Origin of the sequence: Streptomyces sp. NPDC014801, from assembly GCF_043082085.1 — a bacterium.
GTDB lineage: Bacteria > Actinomycetota > Actinomycetes > Streptomycetales > Streptomycetaceae > Streptomyces.
The window spans coordinates 281,433-293,168 of the sequence record NZ_JBIBXG010000004.1 but is presented as its reverse complement, the minus strand read 5'-3'; the positions used below and the strand labels follow the sequence as shown (position 1 = coordinate 293,168).

Genomic DNA, 11,736 nt, shown 5'->3' with positions numbered 1-11,736 from the left:
CCCGGCCTAGAGGCTGTCGAGGAAGCCGAGCGCCACCCGCCAGGTGGCCTCGGCCGCCTCCGCGTCCCAGTCCGGCAGACCGGGGTCGGTGTAGAGATGGCCGGCCCCGGCGTAGCGGTACACCTCGACGTCCGCGCCCGCGCGGCCCATCTGCAGATACCAGGCGTTCAGCCAGTCGTCCGACTCGAAGGGGTCCGGCTCCGCCACGTGCAGCTGCACCGCGAGGTCGTCCACCCGGGCGTTCGGCGCGATGTCCGAGGTGCCGTGCAGGAGCAGCAGCCCGCGCGCCTTGTCGTCGCCGAGGGCGAGGGTCTGCGCGATCGACGCGCCCAGCGAGAAACCGGCGTACACCAGCCCCCGCTCCGAGTAGGGAGCGGCGGCCAGCACGGCCCGCTTGAGCAGCTCGTCCTTGCCGATCTCGTCCTTGGCCGCCATGCCCTCCTCGACCGTGTCGAAGGTCCGGCCCTCGAAGAGGTCCGGGGTCCACACCTCGTGCCCGGCCTCCCGCAGCCGGTCGGCGGCCTCGCGCACCGCGGGGCGCAGGCCGTAGGTCGAGTGAAAGAGCATGATGTTCATGAACCCATGGTGCCGTACCCACGAAGGCCCGGAACTCACATGTTCATGAGCGCCCGGGCCCGGTTACGTTCGGAGGCATGGAAGACGTACTCCGCCCGCTGATCGTCATCGGCGGCTCGGTCGTCCTCACCCTGGCCGTCGGCTGGGCCACGGACCGGCTGCTGCAGAAGGCCGACGCACGCAACCCGCACACCCCGCTGTGGGAGCTGCTGCGCCGGGGCCGCATCCCCTACCAGCTCGTGCTGTGCGCGGCCCTGCTCAGAGGCTCGTACGTGCAGGCCGGGGTGCTGCCGCACCACCGGGCCGCGGTCGGGCACGTCCTGACCCTGGTGCTGATCGGCTCCGCCGCCTGGCTGGTGATCCGGATCGCCGCCGCCGTCGTCGAGACGTCCTACACCCGCTACGCCAGCGCCCGGGCGCACCGCGACCCCGCCCGGGTGCGCCGGGTGCGCACCCAGGTGACGCTGATCATGCGGGTGGTCTCCGCGCTCGTCGGCGTGGTGGCGGTCTCCGCGATGCTGCTGACCTTCCCCGGGATGCGGGCGGCCGGCGCCTCGCTGCTGGCCTCGGCCGGCATCATCGGCGTCGTCGCCGGTGTCGCGGCCCAGTCCACGCTGAGCAACATGTTCGCCGGCTTCCAGATCGCCTTCGGCGACATGGTGCGCCTCGGCGACACCGTCGTGGTGGACGGCGAGTGGGGCACGGTCGAGGAGGTCACGCTGACCTTCCTGACGGTGCGGACCTGGGACGAGCGCCGGATCACCATGCCGGTGTCGTACTTCACGTCCAAGCCGTTCGAGAACTGGTCGCGCGGCACGCCCCAGATGACCGGCACCGTCTTCTGGCACCTGGACCACTCCGCCCCGATCGACGCGATGCGCGAGCGGCTGCGGGACATCCTGCGCGAGTGCCCGGCCTGGGACGGCCGCGACTACAGCCTGGTGGTCACGGACTCCACCCCGAACACCCTCCAGGTGCGGGCCCTGGTCACGGCGAAGGACGCCGACGACATCTGGACGGTACGGGTCACCGTGCGCGAGCGCATGATCGCGTGGCTGTGCGCCGAGCACCCCTACGCCCTGCCCCGCGTCAACACCGCGGACGCCGTGTCACCGCCCGGCGTGCCGGCGGCCCGCACCTCGCCCGACGGCCACCACCGCCGCGCGTACGAGGCACCCCCGGCCAGGACCGGCCGGGGCTGACCCGCCGGGCGCCGCAAGGGTCAGTGACCCCGTTCCGCGCCCCCGTTGACCTGGATGATCTGCGAGGTGATGTGCGCCGCGCCCGGTGAGGCCAGCCAGTGCAGGGTGGCCGCCACGTCCCCGGGCGTCCCGGCGCGCCCGTTGGACGTCTCGGCGATCCGCTGCGCCCGCCGCTCCTCGGTCATCGTGTCGCCGAAGAAGTCGGTGTCCTCGATGTAGCCGGGCGCGACGACGTTCACGGTCACCCCGCGCGGCCCCAGCTGCCGGGCCAGGTCGTGGGCGTACGGGTGCAGCGCGGCCTTGGCCGCCGCGTACGCCCCGCTGCCGGAGCCGCGGTAGGCGGCGATGGAGCTGAGGAAGAGCAGCCGGCCGCCGGGATCGGCGAGCCGGTTCTTCAGCGCCTCGGTGAGCAGCACCGCGGTGAGCGTGTTCTGCCTGAAGTTGAGGTTCCAGTCGTAGGCGGCCTGCTCCAGCGGGTCCTCGCTGCCGCTCGAAGGCTCCAGGTAGCCCGCCCCGCCCGCGCTGTGGATCAGCACGTCCACGGTGCCGAACTCGGCGGCGACGAATCGCTCCACACGGCGCACGTCGGCCGGTTCGCCGAGATCCGCCGCGAAGGTGAGCGCCCTGGGCACCCCGGCCTTCTCCAGCACCTCGGGGCGCCGCCCGAGCAGCAGCACCCGGTCGCCGTCCCCGGCGAACACCCGCGCCGCGGCGAGTCCGATGCCGGTCCCTCCACCACTGATCACGACGTTGCGAGTCATGATCCGATCCTATGCACCGGGGGCGCCCCGCGGGGGCGTCAGCGCAGGGACCGCACGTCCAGGTGCCGCAGCACGCGGTCCACGATCTCCGGGTCGGCGCCCGGCTCGCTGCGCGCCGCCAGCACCTCGTGCCGCGCCGCGCTCAGCATCTCCTGCTGGATCCTGCGCACCCGCTTCAGCCGCCGCACCCGCTGCTCGTGCGCCTCGCGCCGCTCGTCCTCGCCGATGTCCGGGCTGATCCGCACCCCGATCTCGAAGGCGCGGCGCAGCATCTGCTCGGACAGCTCCTCCGGCAGTTCCTCCACGGACTCGATCTCCCGCAGCCGCTTCTTGGCCGCCTTGGCCGCGCGGACGGCCAGCTCCTTCTCGAACTCCTTCTCCCGTTCGGTGTCGGCCCGCACCCCGAGCCGCCTGACCAGCCAGGGCAGGCTCAGCCCCTGCACCACCAGCGTCGCCATGATCACGCCGAAGGCGATGAAGACGATCTCGTCGCGGTCCGGGAACGGCGCCCCGGAGTCGGTCTTCAACGGCACGGCCAGGGCCAGCGCGACGGAGGCCACGCCGCGCATCCCCGACCACCACATGACGACGGTCTCCCGCCAGGTCATCGGGATGTCCTCGTCGTAGTCGCGTCGGGCGTGCAGCCGCTTGGTCAGCCAGGTCGCCGGCAGCAGCCAGGCCAGCCGGACGACGACGACCACGCCCACCACGGTCCCGGCCCAGCCGAGCATCTCGCCCCACCGGCCGGAGGCGGTGCGGATCGCGTTGTGCAGCTCCAGGCCGATCAGCCCGAAGGCGACACCGGTGACGAGCGTGTCGACGATGTCCCAGAAGGTGTGCCCGGCGAGCCGGGTCATCACGTCGTCGGCGTCCGCCGCGTACTCGGCGAGGAAGAGGGCGGTCATCAGCACGGCGAGCACCCCGGAGCCGTGCAGCTCCTCCGCGAGCACGTACGAGGCGTACGGCACGAGCAGGGTGAGCCCGATCTGCAGGGTGGCGTCCTCCAGCAGGCTCATCAGCTTGTTGGCGCCCCACCCGAGCCCGACCCCGACGGCGACCGCGACGACGGCGGAGAGCAGGAAGTCCAGCCCGGCCCGCCAGGGCGAGAAGGTGCCGCTGACGGCGGCGGCGATGGCGACGTGGTAGAGCACGATGGCCGTCACGTCGTTGAACAGGCCCTCGCCCTCCAGGATCGACACCAGGCGGCGCGGCAGCCCCAGCTGCCCGGCGACGGCGGTCGCCGCGACCGGGTCGGGCGGCGCGACCAGCGCGCCCAGCGCGACCGCCGCGGCGACCGGCAGGCCCGGCACGATGGAGTGGGCGACGGCGGCCACGCACACCGTGGTGACGAAGACCAGCGCGACCGCCAGCAGGAAGATGGGCCGTCTGTTGTGCGCGAACTGCCGCCAGGACGTGCGCCGCACCGCCGCGTACAGCAGCGGCGGCAGCAGCGTCGGCAGGATCAGCTCGGGCGGGATGTCGACATTCGGCACGAAGTCCAGTACGGCGAGGACGACGCCCAGGATCGTCATCAGCACCGGTGCCGGCAGCCCCCACCGGTCCCCGACCGGGACGCTCACCACGGCCCCGAGCAACAGCACGAACAGCAGGGCCAACTGATCCACGGTCAGCGCTCCGGAGACGAGACGACGGGGTGCGGGACGATCAAGAGCGTCCGGGTGTCCAGCCTGCCACGCCTGCCGCTTTTGTCGTCCTCAGCACACGGGGTACCCCGGTCGCCGCCTAACCCCGCCGGTCACAGGGGCCGGCGCATCGCCCGGTGCGGGATACCGGCGTCCGGGAACTCCGGGCCGTACACCTCGTAGCCGAGGCGCTCGTAGAAGCCCAGCGCGTGCGTCTGCGCGTGCAGGTCCACCGCGCTCAGTCCCCGCGCGCGTGCCGCCTCCTCCACGGCCCGCACCAGCGCCGCACCGACGCCGAGCCCGCGCGCCTCCCGGGTGACGGCGAGCCGGCCCAGGGAGCCGACCAGCGGGTCGCCGCCGTTCTTGGCCGCGGCGGCCTCGCCGTGCAGCAGGCGGCCGGTGCCCAGCGGCATGCCGTCCGCGCGGACCGCGAGGACGTGCACGGCGTCCGCGTCGTAGGCGTCGTACTCGATGTCCTCGGGCACGCCCTGCTCGTGGACGAAGACCTGCTTGCGCACCGCGAAGCACGCCTCGCGGTCGGCCGGGTCCTCGGCGAGCCGCACCGCGAAGGAGGGCCGGCTCATGCGTAGGTCTCCTCGCGGACCTGGTCGAGGGCCCGCTGCAGGTCCTCGGGGTAGTCGCTGGCGAACTCCACCCACTCGCCGCTGCCGGGGTGCTCGAAGCCGAGCCGTACGGCGTGCAGCCACTGGCGGGTGATGCGCAGCCGCTTGGCGAGGGTGGGGTCGGCGCCGTAGGTCAGGTCGCCGACGCAGGGGTGGCGGTGGGCGGCCATGTGCACGCGGATCTGGTGGGTGCGGCCCGTCTCCAGCTTCACGTCGAGCAGGGAGGCCGCGCGGAACGCCTCGATGAGGTCGTAGTGCGTGACGGACGGCTTGCCCTCGGCGGTCACCGCCCACTTGTAGTCGTGGTTCGGGTGGCGGCCGATGGGCGCGTCGATGGTGCCGCTGGTCGGGTCCGGGTGGCCCTGCACCAGCGTGTGGTAGCGCTTGTCGACCGTGCGCTCCTTGAACTGGCGCTTGAGCGAGGTGTACGCGTACTCGGACTTGGCGACCACCATCAGTCCGGACGTGCCCACGTCCAGGCGGTGCACGATGCCCTGGCGCTCGGCGGCGCCGGAGGTGGAGATCCGGTAGCCGGCCGCGGCCAGCCCGCCGATCACCGTGGGCCCGCTCCAGCCGGGGCTGGGGTGGGCGGCGACGCCGACCGGCTTGACGATCACGACCACGTCGTCGTCGTCGTGCACGATCTCCATGCCCTCGACCGGCTCGGCGACGACCTGCACCGGCGCGGGCGCCTGGGGCATCTCGACCTCGAGCCAGGCCCCGCCGTGCACCCGCTCCGACTTGCCGACCACCGCCCCGTCGACCGTGACCTTCCCGGCCGCGGCCAGCTCGGCCGCCTTGGTGCGGGAGAAGCCGAACATGCGGGAGATGGCGGCGTCGACGCGCTCGCCCTCCAGGCCGTCGGGCACGGGCAGGGTACGGATCTCGGGAATCGTGCTCACCCGTCGAGTATGCCGGACGGGTCCGGCAGCCCCGCACGCCCGTCCTGGCGGCCCGGTCCCTGTGGCTCGGTCCCTGTGGCTCAGTCCGTGTGGCTCAGTCCTTGTGGACGGTGCCGTCCGGGTCCAGCCCCCGGAAGGACAGCAGCACGATCAGGATGCCGCCGCACACGATCGCCGAGTCGGCGAGGTTGAACACGGCGAAGTGCTTGGGCGCGATGAAGTCGACGACGGCGCCCTCGAACACGCCCGGCGCGCGGAAGATCCGGTCGGTGAGGTTGCCGAGCGCGCCGCCCAGCAGCAGGCCCAGCGCGATCGCCCAGGGCAGGCTGTACAGCTTGCGGGCCAGCCGGGCGATGACGACGATCACCGCCGCCGCGATCACCGTGAAGATCACGGTGAATGCCTCGCCGAAGCCGAACGCGGCGCCCGCGTTGCGGATCGCGTCCAGCTTCAGCCAGTCCCCGACGATCTCGATCGGCGCGTGGTGCTCCAGCTTGGCGACCACGAGCAGCTTGCTGCCCAGGTCCAGCAGGTACGCGAAGGCGGCGACCGCGAACAGCACGGCGATCCGCCGCCTGCCCCGGGGCCGCGCGTCGGCGCCGGCCCGCCCGTCCGCGCCGGACGACTGCTCCGGTCCGGATCCCGGCGCCTCAGGAGTCTCCGGCGTACCGATGATGCGCTCCGCCTCTGCCACGTGAGTCCCTCAACCTAGGTACCTGACTGAGGACGAGGGTACGGCACGCCCACCGGCGCCACCCGTCCCCGTCAGTACCTGCGCTCCTGCTTCTGCTTGCACTCCACGCACAGGGTGGCCCGCGGGAACGCCTGCATGCGCGCCTTGCCGATCGGGTTGCCGCAGTTCTCGCACAGGCCGTAGGTGCCCGCCTCGAGCCGCTCCATGGCGTGCTCGATCTGGGTGAGCATCTCGCGCGCGTTGGCGGCCAGCGCCAGCTCGTGCTCGCGGGTGATGTTCTTGGTGCCGGTGTCCGCCTGGTCGTCGCCCGCGCCGTCGCCGGAGTCGCGCATCAGGCCGGCCAGCGACTTCTCGGACGAGGTGAGCTCGGCGCGCAGCCGGTCCCCCTCGGCCTGCAGCTCGGCCCGGGCCTCGGCGACCTCCTCAGGGGTCCACGGGTCCTCTCCGGGGCGCACCGCCAGGTCGCCGGGCTCCGCGGCGCCGGCGCGGGCCTTGGGAACGGCGGTCGTGGCCGCCGTGGCCGTGGAGTGAGTCTTCTTCGCAACCACCGTCGTGGCTCCCGTCTGCTCCGCGGCCGCAGCCGCGCCCACCTTCTTGGCCGTGCTCTTCCTACGGGTCGTGCTACGGGTCGTGCCGGTGCCGGCACCGTCGGCACCGGCGGGCGCTGCGCCCCCGGTCGCTGCCGTGGCCGCCGGGGTCTTCCCGGCCGGGGCCGATCCGGGCGCGGTCCGCTGCGCGGCGGCCTTCCCGGCCGGGTTCTTCCCGGCGGACGCCTTGCGCGCACCCGCCTTCCCGGTGCCCTCGGCCGCCGCAGCGGTCTTCGCCGCTGGGGTCCTGCTCTCCGTGGTCTTCGCCGTTGTGGTCCTGGTCGCCGCCGCCTTCTTCTCCGCCGTCTTCTTCTCCGTGGTCTTCTTCTCCGTGGTCTTCTCGGGGGGCGCCTTCTTCGCGGCCGTCCTCTTCGCGGGTGCCGTGTCCGTCGTCGCCTTCCTCGCCGGGGCCTTCTTCCTCGCCGTCGTCTTCTCTGCCCCCGAGGAGCCGACGGCAGCCCTCTCCTTCGCCGTTTTCGCCGGGGCGGCCTTCTTGGCGGGCGCCTTCTCCGCCGCCTTCCTCACCACGGCCGTCTTCGCCGCGGCCTTCCTGGCAGGGGCCGCTTCCGCCGCGGTCTTCTTCGCCGTGGCCTTCCTCGCGAGAGCCTTCTTCGCGGGGGCCGCCTTCTTCGCGGGAGCCTTCCGGGTGGCGGCCTTCTGCGTGGCGTCCTTCTGTGCGGCGGCCGTGCCGGTGGCCGCCTGCTCGGCGCCCGCCCGTGCCGCGACCGACTTCTTCCCGCTCACGTCCTTGGCCGCACCGCCGGAGGCCTGTGAGGACCGGCGGGACGCCGACTGCTGTACGGCGGTCTTTTTCGCCATGGCCGCGGCCCCTTCACATATTGTGATCTTGCTCGCGAATCGTGCTGGGACGATAAATCGACTCGAGTCCCGCGGCAACGGGGCACGCCGCCCGATTCGCCCTCCCCGCGCCCCCCGCGCGGCAGGTCTGCATGCGTTGTGCCCAGCTCTTGGCCGGGTATGCCGCGCGGCGGCAGCCTGCGGTATCCGGCCACCGGGCACCTGCCCATTCGGGTCACCCCGGGCGGCCCCGTCCGCGGCCCGCCGGGGCGCGGCGAGGCGCTCGCCGGGGACCGGTCGCCGTAAATGCGGTCGGCCGCTGTCCGCGCGGCGCCGTACACTGGGCGCAGCGAAAAGCGTGGATGGGGACGAGTAGCGGCGTACGCAGCCCAGAGCGACCCGGGGACGGTGTGAGCCCGGGGGCGAGCGCGACGTGAAGATCACCCCGGAGCCGCCGGAAGAACACCCCGTGGGGGCCAGTAGACCCGGCATCGCGACCCTAATGAGGGGGCTCACCGGTACGCACGACGTGCCGGGGGGCCAAGGAGGGTGGTACCGCGGGAGCCCGCCGACAGCGGCGTACAGCACGACGAAGGCTCTCGTCCCTCCGACGGAAGGCAGAAAGTCCGTTGGAGGAAGCTCGCAGATGACAGCGCCGACGTACCGCCAGGTACCCGCCCAGGTCGACCTGCCCGCGCTCGAGCACGCGGTGCTCGACTTCTGGCGCGAGCAGAAGATCTTCGCCAAGAGCCTGGAGCAGTCCGAGGGCCGCCCCGAGTGGGTGTTCTACGAGGGCCCGCCCACCGCCAACGGCATGCCCGGCGCCCACCACATCGAGGCGCGCGTCTTCAAGGACGTCTTCCCCCGCTTCCGCACCATGCGCGGCCACCACGTGGCCCGCAAGGCCGGCTGGGACTGCCACGGCCTGCCGGTGGAGCTGGCGGTGGAGAAGGAGCTGGGCTTCTCCGGCAAGCAGGACATCGAGGCGTACGGCATCGCCGAGTTCAACGCCAAGTGCCGCGAGTCGGTGACCCGCCACACCGACGCCTTCGCCGAGCTGACGACCCGCATGGGCTACTGGGTCGACCTGGACGACGCCTACCGGACCATGGACCCGGAGTACGTGGAGTCCGTGTGGTGGTCGCTGAAGGAGATCTTCAACAAGGGCCTCCTCGTCCAGGACCACCGCGTCGCCCCGTGGTGCCCGCGCTGCGGCACCGGTCTGTCCGACCACGAGCTGGCGCAGGGCTACGAGACGGTCGTCGACCCGTCCGTGTACGTCCGCTTCCCGCTGACCTCGGGCCCGCTGGCCGGCGAGGCCGCGCTGCTGGTGTGGACGACCACCCCGTGGACCCTGGTGTCCAACACGGCGGTCGCCGCCCACCCCGAGGTCACCTACGTCGTCGCCACCGACGGCGAGGAGAAGCTCGTCGTCGCCGAGCCGCTGCTCGGCAAGGCGCTCGGCGAGGGCTGGGAGACCACGGGCCAGACCTTCACCGGCGCCGAGATGGAGCGCTGGACGTACCAGCGGCCGTTCGAGCTGGTGGAGTTCCCGGAGCCCGCGCACTTCGTGGTGAACGCCGACTACGTCACCACCGAGGACGGCACGGGTCTGGTCCACCAGTCCCCCGCCTTCGGTGAGGACGACCTCAAGGTCTGCCGCTCCTACGGCCTGCCGGTCGTGAACCCGGTCCGCCCGGACGGCACCTTCGAGGAGGACGTCCCGCTGGTCGGCGGCGTCTTCTTCAAGAAGGCCGACGAGAAGCTCACCGAGGACCTCCAGCAGCGCGGGCTGCTCTTCAAGCACCTGCCGTACGAGCACAGCTACCCGCACTGCTGGCGCTGTCACACCGCGCTGCTCTACTACGCGCAGCCCTCCTGGTACATCCGCACCACGGCGATCAAGGACCGCCTGATCGCGGAGAACGAGAAGACCAACTGGTTCCCGGAGACCGTCAAGCACGGCCGCTACGGCGACTGGCTGAACAACAACATCGACTGGGCGCTCTCCCGCAACCGCTACTGGGGCACGCCGCTGCCGATCTGGCGCTGCGAGGACGACCACCTCACCTGCGTCGGCTCCCGCGCCGAGCTCACCGAGCTGTCCGGCACCGACCAGTCCGAGCTGGACCCGCACCGCCCGTACATCGACGACGTGACCTTCGCCTGCCCTCACGAGGGCTGCGGGAAGACGGCCACGCGCGTGCCCGAGGTCATCGACGCCTGGTACGACTCGGGCTCGATGCCGTTCGCGCAGTGGGGCTACCCGTACAAGAACAAGGACCTGTTCGAGAGCCGCTACCCGGCGCAGTTCATCTCCGAGGCGATCGACCAGACCCGCGGCTGGTTCTACACGCTGATGGCGGTCGGCACGCTCGTCTTCGACAAGTCGTCGTACGAGAACGTCGTGTGCCTCGGCCACATCCTCGCCGAGGACGGCCGCAAGATGTCCAAGCACCTGGGCAACATCCTGCAGCCGATCCCGCTCATGGACCAGCACGGCGCGGACGCGGTGCGCTGGTTCATGGCGGCCGGCGGCTCCCCGTGGGCGGCGCGCCGCGTGGGCCACGGCACCATCCAGGAGGTCGTCCGCAAGACGCTCCTCACCTACTGGAACACGGTCGCCTTCCAGGCCCTGTACGCGCGCACGTCCGGCTGGGCGCCGAGCGAGGCGGACCCGGCGCCGGCCGAGCGCCCGCTGCTGGACCGCTGGCTGCTCAGCGAGCTGCACGCGCTGACCGACCAGGTCACCCAGGCCCTGGAGGCGTACGACACCCAGCGCGCCGGCAAGCTGCTGTCCGCGTTCGTCGACGACCTCTCCAACTGGTACGTGCGCCGTTCGCGCCGCCGGTTCTGGCAGGGCGACAAGGCCGCGCTGCGCACGCTGCACGAGGTGCTGGAGACGGTCACCAAGCTGATGGCGCCGATCACCCCGTTCATCACCGAGCGGGTGTGGCAGGACCTGGTCGTCCCGGTGACCCCGGGCGCGCCGGAGTCGGTGCACCTGGCGGCCTGGCCGGAGGCGGACCTGGCGTCCATCGACCCGGAGCTGTCGCGGCAGATGGTCCTGGTGCGCCGACTGGTGGAGCTGGGCCGGGCCACGCGCGCGGAGTCCGGCGTCAAGACGCGTCAGCCGCTGTCCCGCGCGCTGATCGCGGCGGCGGGCTTCGACACGCTCGACCCGGAGCTGCACACGCAGATCACCGAGGAGCTGAACGTCTCCGCGCTCGCCTCCCTGGCCGAGGTCGGCGGCTCGCTGGTCGACACCACGGCCAAGGCCAACTTCCGGGCGCTGGGCAAGCGGTTCGGCAAGCGGGTGCAGGACGTGGCGAAGGCCATCGCGAACGCCGACGCGGCGGCGCTGTCGCTGGCGCTGCGCGAGGGCACGGCGTCGGTGGAGGTCGACGGCGAGACGGTCACCCTCGCTCCGGACGAGGTGATCATCACGGAGACCCCGCGTGAGGGCTGGTCGGTGGCGTCCGACTCCGGTGCCACGGTGGCGCTGGACCTGGAGATCACGGAGGAGCTGCGGCAGGCGGGCCTGGCCCGTGACGCGATCCGCCTGATCCAGGAGGCGCGCAAGAACAGCGGCCTGGACGTCGCGGACCGGATCGCGCTGCGGTGGGTCTCGACCGACCCGGCGGTGATCTCCGCGCTCACGGCGCACGCCGGTCTGATCGCGGAGGAGGTCCTGGCGACCGACTTCGCCCAGGGCGAGGCCGAGGACGGCGCCGGCTTCGGTGAGCCGTTCACCGACGAGGGGCTGTCGCTGACGTTCCGGCTGCGCAAGGCGTAGCACGGTCGTGTGAAAGGGCCCGGTCTCCGACGAGGAGGCCGGGCCCTTCTTCATGGGTGCCGTCGGATCGCGTGCCGTACGCCCGCCGGAGCGCATGCCGTGCGCCCGCGCCGCGGAGCCGCACATCGATCCAGCCTCGCGCCCCCACCGAGGT

Annotated in this window: 9 protein-coding genes; 2 read left to right on the top strand and 7 right to left on the bottom strand. The window is 72.3% G+C overall.

Features of this window, described 5'->3' with window-relative positions; translation table 11 throughout:
* Positions 1–6: 6 nt before the first annotated feature.
* Complete coding sequence (locus tag ACF1AL_RS10780) at positions 7–576, bottom strand: dienelactone hydrolase family protein (protein ID WP_366835912.1); 570 nt, start codon at positions 574–576, stop codon at positions 7–9.
* Positions 577–653: 77 nt separating this feature from the next.
* On the opposite strand from ACF1AL_RS10780, the gene ACF1AL_RS10775 reads away from it, so the two are divergent.
* Positions 654–1,778: a mechanosensitive ion channel family protein gene (locus ACF1AL_RS10775; protein ID WP_391820591.1), complete on the top strand. Its 1,125-nt coding sequence runs from the start codon at positions 654–656 to the stop codon at positions 1,776–1,778.
* 20 nt (positions 1,779–1,798) lie between these two features.
* Here ACF1AL_RS10775 and ACF1AL_RS10770 read toward each other — a convergent pair whose 3' ends face one another.
* The 6 genes from ACF1AL_RS10770 to ACF1AL_RS10745 all read right to left on the bottom strand — a co-directional run bounded on the left by ACF1AL_RS10770 (position 1,799) and on the right by ACF1AL_RS10745 (position 7,807).
* Positions 1,799–2,539 (bottom strand): SDR family NAD(P)-dependent oxidoreductase, encoded by a 741-nt coding sequence (locus ACF1AL_RS10770; RefSeq protein ID WP_391697534.1) that lies wholly within the window; start codon positions 2,537–2,539, stop codon positions 1,799–1,801.
* A gap of 38 nt (positions 2,540–2,577) precedes the next feature.
* Positions 2,578–4,164, bottom strand: coding sequence for a Na+/H+ antiporter (locus ACF1AL_RS10765; protein WP_391697536.1), 1,587 nt, complete (start codon positions 4,162–4,164; stop codon positions 2,578–2,580).
* Between the two features lie 131 nt (positions 4,165–4,295).
* Positions 4,296–4,766 (bottom strand): GNAT family N-acetyltransferase, encoded by a 471-nt coding sequence (locus ACF1AL_RS10760; protein WP_391825803.1) that lies wholly within the window; start codon positions 4,764–4,766, stop codon positions 4,296–4,298.
* On the bottom strand, positions 4,763–5,707 hold the full coding sequence (locus ACF1AL_RS10755) for an RluA family pseudouridine synthase (RefSeq protein WP_366835917.1): 945 nt from the start codon (positions 5,705–5,707) through the stop codon (positions 4,763–4,765). Before ACF1AL_RS10755 ends, ACF1AL_RS10760 begins: the two co-directional genes overlap by 4 nt.
* 94 nt (positions 5,708–5,801) lie before the next feature.
* Positions 5,802–6,401, bottom strand: a complete 600-nt coding sequence (gene lspA, locus ACF1AL_RS10750; RefSeq protein WP_366835918.1) for a signal peptidase II — start codon at positions 6,399–6,401, stop codon at positions 5,802–5,804.
* Between the two features lie 71 nt (positions 6,402–6,472).
* Positions 6,473–7,807 (bottom strand): TraR/DksA family transcriptional regulator, encoded by a 1,335-nt coding sequence (locus ACF1AL_RS10745; protein WP_391825802.1) that lies wholly within the window; start codon positions 7,805–7,807, stop codon positions 6,473–6,475.
* A gap of 625 nt (positions 7,808–8,432) precedes the next feature.
* Between ACF1AL_RS10745 and ileS the strand changes: the two genes are divergently transcribed.
* Complete coding sequence (gene ileS / locus ACF1AL_RS10740) at positions 8,433–11,582, top strand: isoleucine--tRNA ligase (RefSeq protein ID WP_391778799.1); 3,150 nt, start codon at positions 8,433–8,435, stop codon at positions 11,580–11,582.
* The last annotated feature ends 154 nt before the right edge of the window (positions 11,583–11,736 follow it).